This is a genomic window from Streptomyces sp. SM11, from assembly GCF_002910905.1.
Taxonomy (GTDB): Bacteria; Actinomycetota; Actinomycetes; order Streptomycetales; family Streptomycetaceae; genus Streptomyces.
The window spans coordinates 1-21387 of sequence record NZ_NEUE01000277.1 but is presented as its reverse complement, the minus strand read 5'-3'; the positions used below and the strand labels follow the sequence as shown (position 1 = coordinate 21387).

At 71.6% G+C, this 21387-nt stretch carries 12 protein-coding genes and 3 pseudogenes; 7 read left to right on the top strand and 8 right to left on the bottom strand.

Annotated elements, in window-relative coordinates; translation table 11 throughout:
• The first annotated feature begins 151 nt into the window (after positions 1-151).
• Positions 152-943, top strand: a complete 792-nt coding sequence (locus B9S58_RS30150) for a metal-dependent hydrolase (protein WP_103535116.1) — start codon at positions 152-154, stop codon at positions 941-943.
• A 56-nt stretch (positions 944-999) separates the two neighbouring features.
• Positions 1000-2535, top strand: a complete 1536-nt coding sequence (locus B9S58_RS30145) for an ATP-dependent DNA ligase (protein ID WP_103535115.1) — start codon at positions 1000-1002, stop codon at positions 2533-2535.
• A 45-nt stretch (positions 2536-2580) separates the two neighbouring features.
• Here the strand turns inward: B9S58_RS30145 and B9S58_RS30140 are convergent, their stop codons facing one another.
• A complete protein-coding gene (locus B9S58_RS30140) occupies positions 2581-3942 on the bottom strand; it encodes an NAD(P)/FAD-dependent oxidoreductase (RefSeq protein WP_103535114.1) in 1362 nt (453 codons plus the stop codon).
• A gap of 642 nt (positions 3943-4584) precedes the next feature.
• Here B9S58_RS30140 and B9S58_RS30130 point away from each other — a divergent pair.
• On the top strand, positions 4585-6141 hold the full coding sequence (locus B9S58_RS30130) for a fused MFS/spermidine synthase (RefSeq protein WP_103535113.1): 1557 nt from the start codon (positions 4585-4587) through the stop codon (positions 6139-6141).
• Positions 6142-6165: 24 nt separating this feature from the next.
• Here B9S58_RS30130 and B9S58_RS30125 read toward each other — a convergent pair whose 3' ends face one another.
• The 5 genes and pseudogenes from B9S58_RS30125 to B9S58_RS30105 form a co-directional block, all read right to left on the bottom strand.
• The gene (locus B9S58_RS30125) at positions 6166-7947 is read right to left on the bottom strand and encodes an ABC transporter ATP-binding protein (RefSeq protein ID WP_103535112.1); all 1782 of its coding nucleotides are present in this window, start codon (positions 7945-7947) and stop codon (positions 6166-6168) included.
• A complete protein-coding gene (locus B9S58_RS30120; protein ID WP_103535111.1) occupies positions 7944-9794 on the bottom strand; it encodes an ABC transporter ATP-binding protein in 1851 nt (616 codons plus the stop codon). The genes B9S58_RS30125 and B9S58_RS30120 overlap by 4 nt, the downstream gene beginning before the upstream one ends.
• A gap of 159 nt (positions 9795-9953) precedes the next feature.
• Positions 9954-11376: pseudogene (locus tag B9S58_RS30115) on the bottom strand (Gfo/Idh/MocA family protein).
• 286 nt (positions 11377-11662) lie between these two features.
• Positions 11663-14400, bottom strand: a pseudogene (locus B9S58_RS30110) (FAD-binding and (Fe-S)-binding domain-containing protein).
• Between the two features lie 56 nt (positions 14401-14456).
• Positions 14457-14963 carry a MarR family winged helix-turn-helix transcriptional regulator gene (locus B9S58_RS30105; protein ID WP_181009509.1) on the bottom strand — a complete coding sequence of 169 codons (507 nt, stop codon included), beginning with the start codon at positions 14961-14963 and terminating at the stop codon, positions 14457-14459.
• A gap of 111 nt (positions 14964-15074) precedes the next feature.
• On the opposite strand from B9S58_RS30105, the gene B9S58_RS30100 reads away from it, so the two are divergent.
• From B9S58_RS30100 to mltG, 3 genes and pseudogenes are all read left to right on the top strand, one after another.
• Entirely contained in the window at positions 15075-16892 is a 1818-nt protein-coding gene (locus B9S58_RS30100) for an ABC transporter ATP-binding protein (protein ID WP_103535109.1), read from the top strand.
• A 95-nt stretch (positions 16893-16987) separates the two neighbouring features.
• Positions 16988-17235, top strand: a pseudogene (locus B9S58_RS39615) (hypothetical protein); the annotation flags it as partial.
• Between the two features lie 411 nt (positions 17236-17646).
• Positions 17647-18507 carry an endolytic transglycosylase MltG gene (mltG, locus tag B9S58_RS30090; RefSeq protein ID WP_103535108.1) on the top strand — a complete coding sequence of 287 codons (861 nt, stop codon included), beginning with the start codon at positions 17647-17649 and terminating at the stop codon, positions 18505-18507.
• Between the two features lie 13 nt (positions 18508-18520).
• On the opposite strand, the gene B9S58_RS30085 is transcribed toward mltG, so the two are convergent.
• On the bottom strand, positions 18521-19651 hold the full coding sequence (locus B9S58_RS30085) for an NAD(P)-binding domain-containing protein (protein ID WP_103535107.1): 1131 nt from the start codon (positions 19649-19651) through the stop codon (positions 18521-18523).
• Positions 19652-19983: 332 nt separating this feature from the next.
• Here B9S58_RS30085 and B9S58_RS30080 point away from each other — a divergent pair, with 332 nt between their 5' ends.
• Positions 19984-20406 carry a secondary thiamine-phosphate synthase enzyme YjbQ gene (locus tag B9S58_RS30080; protein WP_103535106.1) on the top strand — a complete coding sequence of 141 codons (423 nt, stop codon included), beginning with the start codon at positions 19984-19986 and terminating at the stop codon, positions 20404-20406.
• Between the two features lie 77 nt (positions 20407-20483).
• On the opposite strand, the gene B9S58_RS30075 is transcribed toward B9S58_RS30080, so the two are convergent.
• On the bottom strand, positions 20484-21387 hold a 904-nt coding region (locus tag B9S58_RS30075; RefSeq protein ID WP_103535105.1), incomplete at its 5' end, for an IS3 family transposase.

Here is a 21387-nt window from a genome sequence, read left to right as displayed (position 1 = left end):
CATCTTGCCTGTCTTCCGCCCGGATGAGGGAACCGGCGGACGGCACGAAGATCACGGACGATACGCTGCGGTCTCAAACTGCCCGCGCCGCACCGGTGATGGGCACACGAAGCACACGAAGCACACGAAGCACTGGGGGCGGGAAAAGACCATGATGGGACCGGCACACTCTCTGTCAGGGGCAGCGGCCTGGCTGGGGGTGGGTGCGGCGGCCGCCGCCGCGGGCCACACGATGCCCTGGCCCGTCCTCGTCGTCGGGGCGCTGATCTGCGCGGGCGCCGCGCTCGCCCCCGACCTCGACCACAAGTCCGCGACCATCTCGCGCGCCTTCGGACCCGTCTCCAGAACCCTCTGCGAGATCGTCGACAAGCTCTCCTCCGCCGTCTACAAGGCCACCAGGAGCGCCGGCGACCCCCGCCGCAACGGTGGCCACCGGACGCTGACACACACCTGGCTCTGGGCCGTCCTGATCGGCGGCGGCTGTTCCGCCGCGGCGGTCTTCGGCGGACGCTGGGCCGTTCTCGCGATCCTCTTCGTCCACCTGGTGCTCGCGGTCGAGGGCCTGCTGTGGCGGGCCGCCCGGGTCTCCAGCGACATCCTCGTCTGGCTGCTCGGCGCCACCAGCGCCTGGATTCTCGCCGGCGTCCTGGACCAGCCGGGCCATGGGGCCGACTGGCTCTTCGACGCCCCCGGCCAGGAGTACCTGTGGCTCGGCCTGCCCATCGTGCTCGGCGCCCTGGTCCACGACATCGGCGACGCCCTGACCGTCTCGGGCTGCCCGATCCTGTGGCCCATCCCGATCGGCCGCAAGCGCTGGTATCCGATCGGCCCGCCGAAGGCCATGCGCTTCCGGGCCGGCAGCTGGGTGGAGATGAAGGTGCTCATGCCCGCCTTCATGGTCCTCGGGGGAGTGGGCGGAGCAGCCGCCCTCAACTACATATGACGCCCCGCCCGGGGCATGGACGGGCGGCACGCTCCGCCCCGTAGCACCATGGCAGCATGCTGCTCGCCGAGCTCGCCCAGGTGTCGCTCGAAGTCGCCGCCACCTCCGCCCGGTCCCGGAAGGTGGCGCTCCTCGCCGGCCTCTTCCGGGACGCCGGACCCGAGAACGTCCCCGTCGTCATCCCCTACCTCGCCGGACGGCTGCCCCAGGGCCGCATCGGCGTCGGCCGGCGGAGCCTGGGCGACCCCGTGGAACCCGCCTCCGAGCCCACGCTCACCGTCACCGGTGTCGACGCCGAACTGACCGCCCTCGCCGCCACCTCCGGCCCCGGATCCCAGGCGCTGCGCCGGAGGCGCCTGCGCGCCCTGTTCGCCGCCGCCACCGCCGACGAGCAGCGCTTCCTGTGGGCCCTGCTCACCGGCGAGGTACGCCAGGGGGCCCTGGACGCCGTCGCCGCCGACGGCCTGGCCCGCGCCGCCGGAGCGCCGCCCGCCGACGTCCGGCGCGCCGTGATGCTCGCCGGATCGCTCCAGGACGTCGCCGGGGTCCTCCTCGCGGAAGGACCCGGAGCGCTCGCCGCCTTCCGCCTCACGGCCGGGCGGCCCGTCCAGCCGATGCTCGCGCACACGGCCGCCTCGGTCGGCGAGGCACTCGAGAAGCTGGGCCCGTGCGCCGTCGAGGAGAAGCTCGACGGGATCCGGGTGCAGGCACACCGGGACGGCGACCGGATCCGCGCCTACACCCGGACCCTCGACGACATCACCGACCGGCTGCCCGAGCTCACTGCCGCCGTCGCCGCCCTCCCGGCGGACCGCTTCGTCCTCGACGGCGAGCTGATCGCCCTGGGGGAGGACGGCAGGCCCCGGCCGTTCCAGGAGACCTCCTCCCGGGTGGGCTCCCGGCGGGACGTGGCCGGAGCCGCGGCGCACGTGCCGGTCGTCCCGGTCTTCTTCGACGCACTTCTCGTCGACGACGAGGACCTGCTCGACCGGCCCCTCACCGACCGTCACACCGCCCTGGCCCGACTTCTCCCCGAGAGCCTGCGGGTCCGGCGCATCCTCGTCGCCGACCCGGACGACTCCAAGGCCCGCGCGGCCGCCGACGCGTTCTTCGCCGACACCCTGGAACGCGGCCACGAGGGCGTCGTCGTCAAGGACCTGGCCGCCGCCTACAGCGCGGGACGCCGGGGCGCGTCCTGGCTGAAGGCGAAGCCGGTGCACACCCTGGACCTGGTGGTGCTGGCCGTCGAGCGGGGAAGCGGCCGGCGCACCGGCAAGCTCTCCAACCTGCACCTGGGCGCCCGCAGGCCCGACGGCACGTTCGCGATGCTGGGCAAGACCTTCAAGGGACTCACGGACGCCCTGCTGGACTGGCAGACCGAGCGGCTGGGGGAGCTGGCGACCGACGACGACGGCCATGTCGTCACCGTGCGCCCGGAACTGGTCGTCGAGATCGCCTACGACGGACTCCAGCGCTCCACCCGCTACCCCGCCGGGGTCACGCTCCGGTTCGCCCGTGTCCTGCGCTACCGGGAGGACAAGACCGCGCAGCAGGCGGACACCGTGGAGACGGTCCTGTCCCGGCAGCCGTGAGCGCGCCCCGCGGACCCGGGGCGCGCTCGGGCGCTGCTCGGCTGCTCAGTGCTCGATGACCGTCGCCGCCGTGTGCTCCCTGACCTGCTCGGGCGTCAGATAGGCGCCCGTGTACTCGAAGTCCCGCAGCGTCGCCGGTTTGCGGGACTGGAACCCGGTCCGTACGAAGTCGTCACCGGCGACCGCGTTCAGCATCCAGTTCGTCATGACGCGGGTCTTGGCGACGTTCGTCCGCAGCGCCGACCAGTGGTACCCGCGTGCCACCGCCTGCGCGGGCAGCCCGCGCAGCTCGATGCCCAGCGGCTTGGACACGGCGTCCTTGCCGCCCAGGTCCACGACGAGCCCTAGGTCCTTGTGCACGTAGTCCTTGAGCGGCTGGTGCCGCAGCGAGGCGATCAGGTTGTCGGCCAGCACGCGGCCCTGGCGCATCGCGTGCTGCGCGGTGGGCGGGCAGACCGCCCCGTCGCCCTTCGCCAGGTCGGGCACCGCGGCCGCGTCGCCGAGCGAGAACACCCCGTCCGCGTCCGGCAGCCGCAGCTGCGGGGTCACCGCGAGTCGGCCGCGCACCGTCTCCGCGCCGAGGGTGGCGATCAGCGGGCTGGCGGCCACCCCGGCGGTCCAGATCAGGGTCCGGCAGGGCAGCACCCGGCCGTCGGTGAACGTGACCTCCTCCGCCCCGGCCTCGGCGATGGAGACCCCGAGCGACACCTCGATGTTCCGCTTGCGGAGCACCTCCAGAGCGGCCTGCCCCAGCTTGTCACCCAGCTCCGGCATCAGCTTGGGCGCGATGTCGATCAGATGCCACTTGATCAGCCTCGGGTCCAGCCGCGGATAGTGCCTGACCGCGCTGGTGGTGAGGCGCTGGAGGCAGGCGGCCGTCTCGGTGCCCGCGTAGCCGCCGCCGACCACCACGAACTGGAGCCGGGAGGCACGCTCCGCCTCGTTGTGACTGGCGTCCGCCAGATCCAGCTGGGCGATCACGTGGTCGCGGACGTACGCGGCCTCGGCCAGCGTCTTCATCCCCCGGGCATGGTCCAGCAGCCCGGGGATGTCGAAGGTCCGGGTGACGCTGCCCGCAGCCAGCACGATGTAGTCGTACGGCTCGTTCACGATCTCGTCCGTGATCTTCCGGATCACACAGACCTTCGCCTGCGTGTCCACGCCGATCGCCCCGCCCGGCACGATCCTGGTCCGGTGTCGGCGGCTGCGGCGCAGCGACACCGCGACGGACTGGGGTGTGAGCACCCCGGAGGCCACCTGGGGGAGCAGCGGCAGGTACAGCTGGTAGGAGAACGGTGTGACGAGCGTGATCCGGGCCTCTCCCGGAGCGAGCCTGCGCTCCAGGCGGCGTACGCACTCCACGCCTGCGAAGCCTGCGCCGACGACGAGAATCCTGGGTGGTGCCACGGTCTGCGTCCCTTCTCGGGCTTGCGTGGTTCTGCGCTCGCCTGCCCCGTTAACCGGGTGATTCACCCCTCATCCTTAACCGGACTCCCCGGCATCCGCCTCCTGATAGGGGTGAACGGGGGCCCGCTCCGCGGCGCGAGCCGCCATGCCGGGCGCACCGCACGGCGCAGGCGGGCCGCCGTGGCGCCCCCGCCGGTCCACGGCTCCGGACAGGCGTCCCGCAGCCCGGGCGGCACCTCGCGGCCGCAGGGCCCCCGGTGCCGGGCGGAACCGCCTTGAACCACACGGGCGTCCACCCCGCGACGGTCAGCCGCGCCAGCACCGCCCCGGGAAGCAGGCGCACCGTGCGGGGCCCGTCCCCCCCTGCCGGCCCGTGGGCGGCGAGGCCCCCGGTCACCCGGTCGAGGGACCCGGCTCGCCGGGCCGGGTCCTCCCAAGGAACCACGGCAACCGGAAAGCGCCCCGGCCCCCGGTCACGCTCTCTTCGTCGCTGCGCACCGGCTCATCGGCTCACCGGGCGGGGCCAGGACGTACCGCGCTTTCCGGAGTCCCTTGTCCCCGGGGTGCGGGACCCGGTGTTCCCGCCCCTACCCCCTTCGGAACAGCGGGAGTTCGGCCGCCGCCCCGTGCGAGGATGCTGCGGTGACCACATCGCCCCCCTCGCCCGTGGCCGACGACTCTCCCGAGGGCGACGGCCCTCCCCGCGACCGGGGCCTGGGACCCCGTGCCGCCGCGGTCCTCGTGTTCGGATCGTCGGCCGCGGTCCTGGTGGTCGAGATCGTCGCCCTGCGGCTCCTGGCCCCGTACCTCGGCCTCACCCTGGAAACCAGCACGATGGTGATCGGCATCGCCCTCACCGCCATCGCGCTGGGCTCCTGGCTGGGCGGACGCATCGCGGACCAGGTCGATCCGTACCGGCTCATCGGCCCGGCGCTCGGGGTGTCGGGCGTGGTCGTCGCGCTCACCCCGCTGCTGCTGCGCACCACCGCGGAGTGGTCGCCGGCGCTGCTCCTGCTGGTCGCGTCGGCGACGCTCCTGGTACCCGGCGCGCTGCTCTCCGCGGTGACCCCGTTCGTGACGAAGCTGCGGCTCACCAGCCTCGCCGAGACCGGGACGGTCGTCGGGCGGCTGTCGGGCGTGGGCACCTTCGGCGCCATCGTCGGCACCGTCCTCACCGGATTCGTCCTGGTCTCGCGGCTGCCCGTCAGCACCATCCTGATCGGCCTCGGAACGCTGCTGGTGCTCGGGGCCGCCCTGGTCGGACGGCGGGCCCGGCGCTGGCGGCGCGCCTCGGCCGTCGCGCTCGCCACCGTCGTCGCGGGCTCCCTCGCCACCGCGTTCGCCCCCGGCGGCTGCGACGCGGAGACCCGCTACCACTGCGCGCAGGTCGTCGCGGACCCCGACCGGGAAAACGGCCGCACCCTTGTCCTGGACGGCCTGAGCCACTCCTACGTCGACGTCGAGGACCCGGCGCATCTGAAGTTCGCCTACGTGCGCGCCATCGCCTCGGTGGTCGACACCGCCTTCCCCGAGGGCGAGCCGCTGACCGCCCACCACATCGGGGGCGGCGGCCTCACGCTCCCCCGCTACCTCGCGGCCGCACGCCCCGGAACCCGCAGCCTCGTCTCCGAGATCGACGGCGGAGTCGTGCGCCTCGACCGCGACCGGTTCGGCCTGGGGGCGTCCACCGGTATCGACGTACGCGTGGAGGACGGCCGACTGGGCCTGCGCAGGCTGGCGGCGGGCAGCCACGACCTGGTCGTCGGCGACGCCTTCGGGGGCGTCAGCGTGCCGTGGCACCTCACGACGTCACAGGCCCTGGGCGACGTACGCCGGGCGCTCGACGAGGACGGCCTGTACGTCGCCAACCTCATCGACCACGGCGAGCTGGCCTTCGCCCGCGCCGAGGTCGCCACCCTCGCCGCGACCTTCGAGCACGTCGCGCTTCTCGGGAAGCCCGGGGACATCGGGCTGGATCCGACCGCGTCCACCACGGGCGGCAATGTGGTGGTGGTCGCCGGCGGCCGGCCGGTCGACGCCCCCGCGATCCAGGAAGCCCTGGACGCCCGGGACGTCGGCTGGAAGATCAGCACCGGCGACGACCTCGCCACCTGGACCGGGAACGCCCGGGTGCTCACCGACGACCACGCGCCCGTCGACCAGCTCCTCCAGCCCGACCGCACCCGAACGGCCGGGTGATCCCCGGGCCGTCTCTCGGGTGTCTCACCCGTGCCAGGACCGCCACAGGGACGCGTACGCGCCGTCCGCCGCCACCAGCTCGTCATGGCTGCCCAGCTCGCTGATCCGGCCGTCCTCCACGACCGCGATCACATCCGCGTCGTGCGCGGTGTGCAGCCGGTGCGCGATGGCCACGACCGTGCGGCCCTCCAGCACCCGGGCCAGTGAACGCTCCAGGTGGCGGGCGGCTCGCGGGTCCAGCAGCGAGGTCGCCTCGTCCAGCACCAGCGTGTGCGGATCGGCCAGCACGAGACGGGCCAGCGCGATCTGCTGGGCCTGCGCCGGGGTCAGCGCGAACCCGCCCGAGCCGACCTCCGTGTCCAGCCCCTCCTCCAGGGCCATCGCCCAGCCGTCCGCGTCGACCGCGGCCAGCGACGCCCACAGCTCCGGGTCCTTCGCCCCGTCGCGGGCCAGCAGCAGGTTGTCCCGGAGCGAACCCACGAAGACGTGGTGCTCCTGGTTGACCAGGGCCACATGCTCGCGGACCCGTTCCGCCGTCATCCGCGACAGCTCCGCCCCGCCGAGCGTCACCTCACCGGTGCGCGGCGCGTAGATCCCCGCCAGCAGGCGGCCCAGCGTCGACTTGCCCGCGCCGGAGGGTCCGACGAGAGCGATCCGGGTGCCCGGAGCCACGTCGAGCGACACCTTGTGCAGGACGTCGACGCCCTCCCGGTACCCGAAGCGGACCTCGTCCGCCCGCACGTCCCGGCCGTCCGGACCGACCCCGGCGTCGCCCGCGTCCGGCTCGATCTCCCGGACGCCGACCAGCCGGGCCAGCGACACCTGGGCGACCTGGAGCTCGTCGTACCAGCGCAGGATCAGACCGATCGGATCGACCATCATCTGGGCCAGCAGCGCCCCCGTCGTCAGCTGCCCGACCGTGATCCAGCCCTCCAGCACGAACCAGCCGCCGAGCAGCAGGACCGCGCCGAGGATCGTCACGTACGTCGCGTTGATCACGGGGAACAGCACCGAGCGCAGGAACAGCGTGTACCGCTCCCAGGCCGTCCACTGAGTGATCCGCCGGTCCGACAGCGCCACCCGGCGGCCGCCGAGGCGGTGCGCCTCCACGGTCCGCCCGGCGTCCACGGTCTCCGCGAGCATCGCGGCGACGGCGGCGTAGCCGGCGGCCTCCGAGCGGTACGCCGATGGGGCCCGGCGGAAGTACCAGCGGCAGCCCACGATCAGCACCGGCAGCGCGACCAGCACGGCCAGGGCCAGCGGGGGAGCGGTCACCGTCATCGCGCCGAGCAGCAGCCCGGCCCACACGACGCCGATCGCCAACTGCGGCACGGCTTCCCGCATCGCGTTCGCCAGCCGGTCGATGTCCGTGGTGATCCGGGACAGCAGATCGCCCGTCCCGGCCCGCTCCAGAACCCCGGGCGGCAGCCCGACGGACCGTACGAGGAAGTCCTCACGCAGGTCCGCGAGCATCTCCTCGCCCAGCATCGCCCCGCGCAGCCGCATGCTGCGGGTGAACACGGTCTGGACGACCAGCGCGACCGCGAAGATCGCGGCGGTGCGCTCCAGGTGCAGGTCGGTGACGCCGTTGGACAGGTCCTCGACCAGCCCGCCCAACAGATACGGCCCGGTGATCGAGGCGATCACCGCCACCGCGTTGACCGCGATCAGGATGACGAACGCCCTGCGGTGCCGGCGGAGCAGACTCCGTACGTAGCTCCGCACGGTCGTCGGCGTGCCCACGGGCAGCGTCGTCGCCGACTCCGGGGCCGCGGGGTCGTACGCCGGGGGTGCGACGCCGATCATGCCCTCTCCTCGATTTTCTGGATGCTCTTCATGGCGGGGACGGCCTCGATGTCCGTCACGGTGTCCGGTGCGGACACCGCCGCCTCGTCGTCGGTCTCCCGGGTGACGACCGCCCGGTAGCGCGGTTCGGTGCGCAGCAGGTCGCGGTGGTCCCCCACGGCGACCACGGTGCCCGCGTGGACGAGGACCACCCGGTCGGCGGCGTCGAGCAGCAGCGGCGACGAGGCGAACGCCACCGTCGTGCGGCCCCGGCGCAGCTTCGCGATCCCGGCGGCGACCCGCGCCTCGGTGTGCGAGTCGACCGCCGAGGTCGGCTCGTCGAGCACCAGCGCCTCCGGGTCGGTGACCAGCGACCGGGCCAGCGCGAGGCGCTGGCGCTGGCCGCCGGACAGGGACCGGCCGCGCTCGGTGATCCGGGTCCGCATCGGGTCCCCGTCCTTGTCGGGGGAGGCCTGTGCCAGGGCGCTCAGCACATCGCCGCACTGGGCCGCCTCCAACGCCGCCTCGGCGGTGACCAGGCCCGAGGACGGTATGTCCAGCAGCTCCTGGAGCGTGCCGGACAGCAGCACCGGGTCCTTGTCCTGAACCAGCACCGCGGCCCGTGCGGCGTCCAGCGGGATCTCGTCCAGGGCGACCGCGCCGAGCAGGACCGACGGCACCTTCGCCGAAGCCTTCTCGCCGTCCTCCTCGCCGGTCTCCGCGTGCCCGCCGAGCCGTTCGGCCAGCAGGCCCGCCTCGTCCGGATCGCCGCAGACGATGGCGGTGAACTGCCCGCGGGGGGCCATCAGACCGGTCGCCGGGTCGTACAGATCGCCCGAGGGCGTCACACCCTCGACGGTGGCCTCCCGCGAACTGCGGCGCAGCGACAGCACCCGCACCGCACGCTGGGCGGAGGGCCGCGAGAAGGAGTAGGCCATCGCGATCTCCTCGAAGTGACGGAGAGGGAACAGCATCAGGGTGGCGGCGCTGTAGACGGTGACGAGCTGGCCGACGTCGATGTGGCCGTCCCGGGCCAGCGTCGCCCCGTACCAGACCAGGGAGATCAGCAGGATCCCCGGCAGCAGCACCTGCACCGCCGAGATCAGCGCCCACATCCTGGCGCTGCGCACGGCTGCCCCGCGTACCTCCTGGGAGGCGCGCCGGTAGCGGCCGAGGAACAGCTGCTCGCCGCCGATGCCGCGCAGCACGCGCAGCCCGGCGACCGTGTCCGAGGCCAGCTCGGTGGCCTTCCCGGCCTTCTCGCGCTGCTCGTCGGCGCGCCGGGTGGCGCGCGGCAGCAACGGCAGCACGGCCAGGGCGAGCACCGGCATGGCGAGCGCCACCATCACACCGAGGGACGGGAGGTAGAAGGCCAGCCCCACGCAGATCACCACGAGGGCGATGGCGGCCGCCGCGAAGCGGGAGAGCGCCTCGACGAACCAGCCGATCTTCTCCACGTCGCCGGTCGACACGGCGACGACCTCACCGGCCGCGACCCGCCGCGTCAGCGCCGAGCCCAGCTCGGCGGTCTTCCGGGCGAGCAGCTGCTGGACCCGGGCGGCGGCGGTGATCCAGTTGGTCACGGCGGTCCGGTGGAGCATGGTGTCGCCGACGGCGATCAGGATTCCGAGGGCCACGATGAGGCCACCGGCCAGGGCGAGCCGCGCCCCGGAGCGGTCGATGACGGCCTGCACGGCGAGACCCACGGTGACCGGGAGACCGGCTATGCCCAGCTGGTGCAGCAGCCCCCAGGAGAGGGACTTCAGCTGTCCCGCGAGCTGGTTGCGCCCGAGCCAGTACAGGAATCGTGGGCCTGAACGGACATCGGGGTCGCCGGGATCCGAATACGGAAGGTCGCGAATCTGCATGAGGTCCCAGGGCTTGTGAAACGGAGATCCGAAAGGACCTCGAAGAACGGGGTGACGTGCAAGGTTCCCTGTTCGTCCCGGTCCGGGGCAACCGGTTTTCCGGCCCGATCCGCTGCCCTGCGGGGTCCCGCGCCCGGTCGGCCCGGGACCCCGGGGGCGTCACTCCGCGGGCTTCTCGGAGTCCATGCCGGACCGGGCCTTCCTCCACTCGCCCCGGGTGAAGTCCGGGATCGGCAGCGGCGCTCCCTTGGCCTTGACGGAGAGATGGCTCAGCGGCACCGGAGCCGTCCAGGTCGCCGCGTCGTACACGTCGAAGTCGGGGACCAGGCCGCATGCACTGCATCAGCCGGAAGACCATCATGTAGTCCATGCCGCCGTGGCCGCCCGGCGGGTTCGCGTGCTCCTTCCACAGCCCCAGGTAGATCCGCTCCGGATAGTCCTCGAACACCCCCCCCGCGTACCGCCGAGGCTGTTGGTACGGGAGTACGGGTGCGGGCTCGACACATCGTGCTCCAGCCGGATCACCCGGCCCTTGGCCGTCTGCACGAGGCTGATCGTCCGGTCGGCCCCGATGTACGACTCCTTCCAGCTGGGGTCGCCGGGCGGCATGTGCTCCTTGCGGTACGCGGCGAGCCCCAGGGCCGGCGTGCCGATGCTCGTGATGCTCACGGCCCGGTCGCCCCGGTTGACGTCCATGTAGTTGGCGACCGGGCCGAACCCGTGGTTGGGGTAGAGGTCACCGCGCAGCCGGGTGTGCCACAGCCGCCGCCACGGGCCCCTCGTAGTAGTCGGGGTCGAACATCAGCCCGCGCAGGTCGTGGTTGTAGGCCCCCGCCCCGTGCAGCAGGTCGCCGAAGAGACCCGCGTGCGCCATGCGCAGCACCCGCATCTCGTTCTTGCCGTAGCAGCAGTTCTCCAGCTGCATGCAGTGCCGTCGGGTCCGCTCGGAGAGGCCCACCAGCTGCCAGAGCTCTTCCAGCCGCATGGCGATCGGGCACTCCACGCCGACGTGCTTCCCGTTCAGCATCGCCGCCTTCGCCATCGGGAAGTGCAGCTCCCAGGGCGTCGCCACATAGACGAAGTCGATGTCGCCGCGCCGGCAGAGGTTCTCGTAGTCGTCCTCGTCCTTGGCGTAGACGGTGGGGGCGGGCTGACCGGCGGCCGTCACCTTCGCGGCGGCCTTCTCCGCCTTGTCCCGGACCGGGTCGCAGACCGCCTTCACCCGGACGCCCGGGACGGCGAGGAAGAGGTCGATCATGCTGTTGCCCCGGTTGCCGAGGCCCACGATGCCGACCCGGACCGTGGAGCGCCCCTCGAAGCGGACGCCCGCCATGGTGCGGCCCTGCCGGGCAGGAGCGGCGGCGGCCGCTTCCGCGGCGGTGACGGCTGCCGGGACGGTCGCCCCGGCAGCCGATGCGGTCCCCCCGCCCAGTGCGCCGAGGCCGAGTCCGGCACCGGCCGCTCCCGCCGTGGTCCACAGCACCGAACGGCGGCTGGGATCCTGCCGCGCCGCCTCGTCGGCCGCGCCGGTGTGCGGGGGTATGTCCTGCGGTTCCGGTGCGGGCCGGGCGTCGTCGTTCATCGAGCCTCCAGGTGCGGTTGGGGGTTCAGACGGTGCGCGAGCGCGTTCGGTCACCGTACGGATGGCGAGCGCGGGGACCGGGTCTCGGTAAGGACCCTGGAGGGTGAGGCTGATGGTGCGCAAGGGAGGTATTTGGACTCTCGTCCTCAAACCTTGGACTTTCCTCACGGCGCGCGAAAGCCCCGGCTGGTTCAACCAATCGGGGCCTCGGAACGCTCAGTTGTGCACCCTCTTCCAGGTGCTCGCCGGGAGGGCGGCCGGAGTGTTCGCGCCTGCCGCCAGAGGCTCAGCGGACGGTTGGCCGGGTGGCGTGCTCCAGCTCGATCAGTGTCGAACGATAGGGGTGTCCGGTGGCGCGTTCCATGCCGATCTCGCACATCCGGTTCGCCGACAGATAGGCGTCGTAGGGGAGGCGGCCGACCTCGGCCGCCTCCTTGGCCGTCGCCGAATCGGTCAACTCCTTGTGCAGCATGCCCCGGTCGCCCGCGAAAGCGCAGCACCCCGCGCCGTCCGGCACCACCACCTCGTCGGCGCAGGCCTCGGCCAGCGCGCGCAACTGCCCCACGTCACCCAGGTGCTCCATCGAACAGGTCGGATGCACGACGGCCGACCCGACGGTACGGAACACCGTCAGCTCCGGCAGCAGTTCGTCGGCCGCCCACACCAGCGAGTCCACGACGGTCAGTTCGCTGTGCAGCGCCCGGTTGTCCCCGGAGAGGTAGGGCACCACCTCCTCGGCGATGCCGAGGGTGCACGAGGACGCGTCCACGACCAGGGGCAGCGTGCCGCCCGCCGTCCAGGCCCAGGCGGCCTCCACGATGCGGTTCGCCATAATCCTGTTGCCCGCGTCGTACCCCTTGGAGTGCCAGATCGTCGCGCAGCACGTCCCAGCGACGTCCTCGGGGATCCACACCGGCTTCCCGGCCCGCCCGGACACGGTGACGACCGCCTCGGCCAGGGCAAGGCCCGGGCGGCTGTCCGGCCCGGCGAAGATACGGTTGACGCAGGCCGGGTAGTAGACCGCGGTCGCCCCGACACGGTCGGTGCGCGGCAGCCGCCGGGCCGCCGCGCCGGGGATCTGCGGCAGCCACTCCGGTACGAGGTCGGGACGGACGGCCTTGCGGGCGAGCCTTGTCACGGCCTGGAGCGGGCGGTCGCCCACTCGCGTCCCGACTGTGTCGGCCGCCGCCACGGCGAGCCGTGCCGAGGCCTCCACCACCCGGAAGTTCTTCGCGGTGAGCGCGGCGATCCGTTCCTCGCGCGGTGTGTGCCTGCGATGCCGGAAACCCTTCATCATCGCCCCGGTGTCGATGCCGACCGGGCAGGCGAGCTTGCAGGTGGAGTCCCCGGCGCAGGTGTCCACGGCGTCGTACCCGTAGGCGTCCAGGAGGCCGGTCTCCACCGGCGAACCGTCCGCCTGGCGCATCATCTCCCGGCGCAGCACGATCCGCTGGCGCGGAGTGGTCGTCAGATCCTGGCTGGGGCAGGCCGGTTCGCAGAAGCCGCACTCGATGCACGGGTCGGCGACCGCCTCCACCTTCGGAATGGTCTTCAGGCCTCGCAGATGGGCCTGCGGATCCCGGTCCAGGACGATGCGCGGAGCGAGTACCCCTGCGGGATCGATGACCTGCTTCGTCCGCCACATCAGCTCGGTGGCGCGCGGCCCCCACTCGCGCTCCAGGAACGGCGCGATATTGCGTCCGGTGGCGTGCTCCGCCTTGAGCGACCCGTCGAAACGGTCCACGACCAGCGCGCAGAACTCCTGCATGAACGCGTCGTACCGCTCGACGTCGGCCGGTTTCCCCGCGTCGAACGCGAGCAGGAAGTGCAGATTGCCGTGCGCGGCATGACCGGCCACGGCGGCGTCGAAACCGTGGCGCGACTGGAGTTCCAGCAGCGCCTCGCAGGCGTCCGCCAACCGAGCGGGCGGCACCGCGAAGTCCTCCGTGATCAGAGTGGTGCCCGAGGGTCGGGACCCGCCGACCGCCGTGACGAACGCCTTGCGGGCCTTCCAGTACCCGGCGATCGTCCCGGCGTCCCGGGTGAACGCGTTGGTCACCGAAGCGGCCGGGACGAGGTCCAGACCGGCGACGACGGCGTCGGCCGACCGTTCGAACGCCTCCAGGCCCGCCTCGTCGGCCGCCCTGAACTCCACCAGCAGCGCGGTCGTGGTCCGGGGCAGGGCCGCCCAGTCCGCCGGAACGCCCGGCACGCTGACGGAGGCGCGCAGGGTGTTGCCGTCCATCAGCTCCACGGCGATGGCCCCCGTCTCGTTGAACCGGGGCACGGCGGCTGCTGCGGCGGTGAGGGAGGAGAAGAGCAGCAGGGCGCTGGAGATCCGCCGGTCCAGTGGCAGGGTGTCGAAGACGACCTCGGAGATGAAGCCGAACGTCCCCTCGGAGCCGACCATCAGCCCCCGCAGGATCCGCACCGGCGTCGCCCCGTCGAGGAAGGCGTCCAGACGGTAGCCGTTGGTGTTCTTGATCGTGTACTTGGCGCGGATCCGGGCGGCCAGCTCCCCGTCCGCCTCGATCTCCGCCTTCAGCTCCATCAGTCCCGCAGCCTGCCGTGCCGGGCGAGGGTGATGTTGGCCCGCAGCACCGTCGTCCCCGGCCGGATCCGGGCCCGTGCCCCGTCGTCCAGCACCTCGACGCCGGTCCAGTGGCGGCGTACGTCGACGAGGATGTCCTCGCCCTGCGCCTGGCCGTTGAGACTGGTGCCAGCGGCCCGGAAGACCACGTCACGGCCCTTGCCGTGGGCGTACGACAGGATCGCGGAGACGTCGTCGAGGTCCTCGGGGACCAGCACGACCTTGGGGAGGAAGCGGTAGGGGCTGGCGTCGGAGGCGTACCGCACGAGGTCGGAGATCTTCCAGAGCACCTTGTCCGCGCCGAGCAGCGCCGTCAGCTCGCCGCGCAGCGGCTCCGGGGTGCCCTCGGCGCTGCGGTCGGTGACCCGGTCGGGGGCGGGTTCCCGTGCCATTCCGGGGCGCAGGGCTTCCGGGTCGGGCTCCAGCAGCGGCATGTCGGCCATCTCCTCGGCGGCTCGGCGCGGTGCTCGGCAGTGGCGCGCCGGCGCGCTCAGCAGTGGCGTTCCGGCATGCCGTCGACCAGAGCGGACAGCAGTCCACCGAGCACCTCGCGCTGATCGGTGGTCAATGGAGCCAGGATCTCTTCTGCGGCCGCCCGGCGCGCGCTGCGCAGGGACCGCAGCGTGGCGCGCCCCTCGTCCGTGATCTCGATGCGGACCACCCGGCGGCTGTCGGGATCCGGGGCGCGGCGGACCCGGCCGCTCGCCTCCAGCGCGTCCACCAGCGTCGTCACGGCTCGCGGAACGACATCCAGGCGCCGGGCGAGATCCGCCATCCGGGGGGCTGCTTCGTAGCTCGCGACCGTCCGCAGCAGTCGGAACTGGGCCGGAGTGATGTCGATCGGCTCCAGTTGGCGGCTCTGAATGCGGTGCAGCCGACGGGTCAGCCGCAGCAACTGCTCGGCGAGCATGCCGTCGGTATCGGGGGAGCCGGGGGAGTCCGGAGAGCCGTGAGAGCTCGGGGAGCCGGGCGGGCCGGGGGAATCTGGGGCGTCCATACGGGAACAATATCAGGACCTTGTTCATTGTGAGTATAGGTAACAATGAGCTAGGATCTCCATGTGTGGCCGGGACTGCCCAGCCATGCCTCACGCCCGACGAAGGAGCCCATGAAACCCGACGAACCCACGTGGGCGCCCCCACCCGATGCCCACGCCGCCGCCGACCGGCCGCCTGCCGAGGTGCGCCGCATCCTCCGCCTCTTCCACCCCTACCGCGGCCGCCTCGCTGTCGTCGGCCTGCTGGTCGGCGCCTCCTCCCTGGTATCGGTCGCCTCCCCGTTCCTGCTGCGCGAGATCCTGGATACCGCCATCCCGCAGGGGCGCACGGGCCTGCTGACCCTGCTGGCGCTCGGCATGATCCTCACCGCTGTGATGACCAGCGTCTTCGGCGTGCTCCAGACCCTGATCTCGACCACCGTCGGTCAGCGCGTCATGCATGACCTGCGCACCGCCGTCTACACCCAGCTCCAGCGGATGCCGCTCGCCTTCTTCACCCGCACCCGCACGGGCGAGGTCCAGTCCCGTATCGCCAACGACATCGGCGGCATGCAGGCGACGGTCACCTCCACCGCGACCTCGCTGGTCTCCAACCTCACGGCGGTCATCGCGACCGTCGTCGCCATGCTCGCCCTCGACTGGCGGCTCACCGTCGTCTCGCTGCTCCTGCTGCCGGTCTTCGTCGCGATCAGCCGCCGCGTCGGCCGGGAGCGCAAGAAGATCACCACCCAGCGCCAGAGGCAGATGGCCGCGATGGCCGCCACGGTCACCGAGTCCCTCTCGGTCAGCGGCATCCTCCTCGGCCGCACGATGGGCCGCTCCGACTCCCTCACCCAGGGCTTCGCCGAGGAGTCCGAGCGCCTGGTCGACCTCGAAGTACGCTCCAGCATGGCCGGCCGCTGGCGGATGTCCACGATCGGCATCGTGATGGCCGCCATGCCCGCCGTCATCTACTGGGCGGCCGGTCTCACCTTCGCGTCCGGAGCCGCCGCCGTCTCCATCGGCACACTGGTCGCCTTCGTCACGCTCCAGCAGGGGCTGTTCCGCCCGGCGGTCAGCCTGCTCTCCACCGGTGTGCAGATGCAGACCTCCCTCGCCCTCTTCCAGCGCATCTTCGAATACCTCGACCTCACGGTGGACATCACCGAACCGGAGAAGCCGGTCCGCCTGGAGAAGATCCGCGGTGAGATCGCCTTCGAGGACGTCGACTTCAGCTACGACGAGAAGAGCGGGCCGACGCTGACGGGCATCGACGTGGCCGTACCCGCGGGCGGCAGCCTCGCGATCGTCGGATCCACCGGTTCCGGCAAGTCCACCCTGAGCTACCTCGTGCCCAGGCTGTACGACGTCACCGGCGGCCGGGTCACGCTCGACGGGGTCGACGTCCGCGACCTGGACTTCGACACCCTCGCCCGAGCGGTCGGCGTCGTCTCCCAGGAGACCTACCTCTTCCACGCCTCGGTCGCCGACAACCTGCGTTTCGCCAAGCCGGACGCCACCGAGGAGGAGATCGAGGCCGCGGCCCGCGCCGCGCAGATCCACGACCACATCGCCTCCCTGTCCGACGGCTACGACACCCTCGTCGGTGAGCGCGGCTACCGTTTCTCGGGCGGCGAGAAGCAGCGCCTCGCCATCGCCCGCACCATCCTGCGCGACCCGCCGGTGCTGATCCTCGACGAGGCGACCAGCGCGCTCGACACCCGTACGGAACAGGCCGTGCAGGGAGCGATCGACGGCCTGTCCGCCGGACGGACCACGCTCACCATCGCGCACCGGCTCTCCACCGTCCGCGACGCGGACCAGATCGTCGTCCTGGAGGACGGCCGGGCCGTCGAGCGCGGTACGCACGAGGAGCTGCTCGACCGCGACGGCCGCTACGCCGCCCTGATCCGCCGCGACTCCCACCCGGCCCCGGTGCCGGCCCCCTGACCGCCCGGCCAGAACCGGCCCCTGAATGTCAACGGCCCCGAATGTCGCTGGTCCTTCAGGTCACCGGTCCCTGGCGTTGACCGATGCGGGGGCGCATGGGGGAAGCCGTGGTGCTGGCCAAGCTCGGCCCCGACCGGTACTTCCGGCCGCGCCCCTACGCCTCCGAGGCTCAGGGCGGCTGCCCTTCCACGCGGCAGACCAGGCCCAGTGGGACACGGACTTCCCGGACCACCCTCTCACCCGGGTCCGCCGGACGCCGGACGTCCTCGCGACGGCGGTGACGGCCGCATCCGGCTTCACCGCACTGCCGCCCTTCGCCGGACCGGCCGCAGCGAGCGGATGAGCTGGCCAGTTCCGTACATGTGAACGCAGCGGCGCCGCCGCTCCCGTGGGACGGGGAGCGACGGCGCCGGGTGGAGCGATGGTCAGACGAGCCAACCCACGAAGTGGACGACGCCAGCAAGCAGGTTGGTCAGGAAGTTCATCTGGTCTTTCTCCTTGTACATGGTGCATCTGTGGGACTGTGCAGTAGCGGTCTGCAGCCCGTTGACTGCGCTCCGCAATCATCGCGCCCCGGTCGAGTGAACAGCAACGAATCCCCTGACGATCACACGTTCAAGCGAACACCCGATCCCGTGTTCGCGTGTTCTGGGATTCGCGTGTTCCGGTCACCCGCTACGGCGTTCGTGTCGCCCGGGCCGACGCCGTGGCCGGGCTACCGGCAGCGGCTCACACCCCGGGTTAACGTGCCCGCATGGTGAACGAGTCCCCGGACGCCCGCCCCCGCCGCAGGCTCCGCCCGACCCGCCGGGGAAAGATCGTCCTGGTCGTCGGCGCACTGCTCGTCGTGTCGGCCGCCGTCCTGATCCCGCTGGCCCTGACCGGACCGGACGAGCGGCAGAAAGAGGAGGAGAGCCCGCAGAGCACCCTGATGATCCCCGAGGGCCGTCGTGCCTCGCAGGTGTACGAGGCCGTCGACCGGGCGCTGGACCTGAAGCCCGGCAGTACGCGGAAGGCCGCGTCGACGGTGGACCTGGCTCTGCCTGCCGAGGCCGCGGGCAACCCCGAGGGATACCTCTTTCCGGCCACGTATCCGGTCGACGCCGAGACCGAGCCCGCCGGCCTGCTGCGCTACATGGCCGACACGGCCCGCAAGCACTTCGGCGCCGACCACATCACGGCGGGCGCCCAACGCAACAACGTGTCCGTCTACGACACGATCACGATCGCCAGCATCGTCCAGGCCGAGGCCGACACCGCGTCCGACATGGGCAAGGTGGCCCGGGTCGTCTACAACCGGCTGCTCAAGGACATGCCGCTGCAGATGGACTCCACCATCAACTACGCGCTCAAGCGCTCCACCCTGGACACGACGACCGCCGACACCCAGCTGGACAGCCCGTACAACAGCTACCGGATCAAGGGCCTGCCGCCGACGCCCATCGGCAACCCGGGGGAGGAGGCGCTGCGCGCGGCTGTCAGTCCCACGCCTGGCCCCTGGCTGTACTTCGTCACGGTCGGCCCCGGCGACACCCGGTTCACCGAAAGCTACGACGAGCAGCGGAGGAACGTCGAGGAGTTCAACCGCAACCGCGGCTCCGCGACCACGAGCTGACCGACGGAGGAGTTCACACCCCTGCGGCGCGGGCGCCGACGGCCGCACCGGATTCCCGGTCGGTCCGCTCGCCACCGGTCTCCTTCAGCAGCCGCATGACCGACCGGACTGCCGCGCGGCCCGCGCGGTTGGCGCCGATGGTGCTGGCGGACGGGCCGTACCCGACGAGGTGCACGCGCCCGTCGCGGACAGCGCGGGTGTCCTCGGCCCGGATGCCGCCACCGGGCTCGCGCAGCTTCAGCGGCGCCAGATGTTCCACAGCGGGCCGGAACCCGGTAGCCCACAGGATCACATCGGCCTCGACAGCGCGGCCGTCGTCCCAGGCCACGCCGCTCGGCGTGATCCGGTCGAACATCGGCAGCCGGTCCAGCACCCCCTCCTCCCGGGCCCGCCGCACCGCATCGGTCATCGGCAGCCCGGTCACGCTGACCACGCTGCGTGGCGGCAGCCCGTTGCGTACCCGCTCCTCCACCATCGCCACGGCCGCCCGTCCCCACTCCTCGGTGAACGGCCCCTCGTGGAAGACCGGTTCGCTGCGGGTCACCCAGAAGGTGTCGGCCGTGTGCTCGGCGATCTCCATCAGATGCTGCGTACCGGAGGCACCTCCCCCGACCACGATGACGCGCTGCCCCGCGAACTCCTCGGGCCCCGGATAGTTCGCCGTGTGCAACTGCCGCCCATGGAAAGTCTCCTGGCCCGGGTAGCGCGGCCAGAACGGCCGGTCCCAGGTGCCGGTCGCGTTGATCAGGGTCCGCGGAGCGTACGTCCCCTCGGACGTCTCCACGAGCAGCCGCCCGCCGCTCCCCTCCCGTACGGCGCTCACCTCCACCGGGCGGTGGACCCGCAGGTCGAAGCGCTCCTCGTACGCGGCGAAATACGCGCCGATCACCTCCGACGAGGGTCGGTCGGGGTCGGCGCCGGTCAGCTCCATGCCCGGCAGCGCGTGCATCCCGTGGACCTTGCCGTACGTCAGTGAGGGCCAGCGGAACTGCCACGCCCCGCCCGGCCGTGGCGCATGGTCCAGCACCACGAAGCCGCCGTCCGGCTCCAGTCCGACGCGGCGCAGGTGGTGTGCGGCGGACAGCCCCGCCTGCCCCGCGCCGATCACGACCACGTCCAGCTCGCGCACACCAGAAATGTTCACGCTTCTACTAACTGCGAGAGGTGCCGGGATCTTCCCGTACGGAGAGGGGAGGGCCCGGAGCCCCGGCATCGTCCACGACGCGGCGGCAGGTCTCAGCGGCCCCTCGCGAGCAGCAGCAGTGGCGCCCCGCGCCCGAGCCGGGGCGGCTCTCGGCTCCCGGTCGCGTCCAGCAGCGGCCAGGCGGGAACGGCGGCAGCAGATCGATGTGACCGCGCGAAGTGAGCGGAGCTGATCGGAACACGGCGCTGAACGTGGTCATCCGGTCCGGACACGGTCAATGGCGTCTCGGAGCGTGGACGCGTCATCTCGCCGCTGTGGGTGAAGATAGAGGCATGTCCGATTCCTTCATCACTACGGTCCTGAACATCACCACGGGAACGGCCGAGAGCGTCACGGATCTGACACGCGCCTGCGAAGAGTTCCTCACCCGCACAGCGCCCGGCCGCGACGGCCTGCTCAACGTCTTCGTCCCCCACGCCACGGCCGGAATCGCCGTACTGGAGACCGGCGCGGGCAGCGACGACGACCTCCTGGCCGCCCTCCACCACCTTCTCCCCGCCGACGACCGCTGGCAGCACCGCCACGGCAGCCCCGGCCATGGCCGCGACCATGTACTCCCCGCCCTGGTCCCGCCGCACGCCACGCTGCCGGTGATCGGCGGCCGGCTGGAGCTGGGGACCTGGCAGTCGGTCTGCCTGGTGGACACGAACATCTCTAAAGACAACCGTCAGGTTCGTCTGAGTTTCCTCGGCTGACCAAGAGCGTTCAGCGGGGGCGTGGCCCCCGATTCTGAGGGGCCTCGCGCTTTTCGGACAGGCTTCGGCCGTTGATTTCACGCGGCGATTCGCAACTTCTGATGCTCGGCGTGTACTTCGCGCGGAGGACGGTAGCCAACTGCCGAGTGAAGGCGTTTGTGATTGTACCAGAATTCGATGTAGCGGGTGATGTCCTGCCGGGCTGCCTCGCGGGTCAGGTAAGTCATCCGTGATACACGTTCGTTCTTCAGGACACTGAAGAACGACTCGGCCATGGCGTTGTCGAAACAGATTCCGGTGCGGCCGGCTGATTTGCGGAGCCCGAGCTGACCCAGCGTCTTCCCGAACTCGGCTGACATGTAGTTACTTCCACGATCGGAGTGGAATATTGCACCTGGCGTGAACTTTCTGTTCCGTGCCGCATTGCGGATGGCCCGGGATATGAGAGGGGTTTGATAGTGGTCGCCCATCGCGTACCCGATGACTTCCTTGGTGCAGCAGTCGATGACGGTCGCCAGATACAGCCACCCCTCTCCGGTCGAAATGTAGGTGATATCATCGACAAGTTTCACTCCCGGCGCGTCGGCAGTGAAGTTCCGGCCGACGAGATCCGGTACCGGGCCGGGTGCGTGCTGGGTGAGGCCGAAGCGTTTCGGCTTCGGCTTCGGCTGGCAGGGCTCAAGGCCCAGCTCGCGCATGAGCCGGCGGACCAGCTCCAGGCCCGCGGTATGGCCCCAGCGGTGCAGCTGGGCGTGGACGCGCCGGTAGCCGTACGTGCTGTCAGCATCGTCGAATGCCTTACGGATGAGCAGCTTCACATTGTCGCGCCGCTGGGCCGTCGCGGATTCCGGGCGGCCGCGCCAGCTGTAGTAGCCGGATCTGGACACGTCGAGGTGATCGCACATGAACTCGACGCTATATGCGTACTCCACCGTGTCGAGCCGCATCTCATCGATGAACTCGTACTTGCTTGCTACCGGG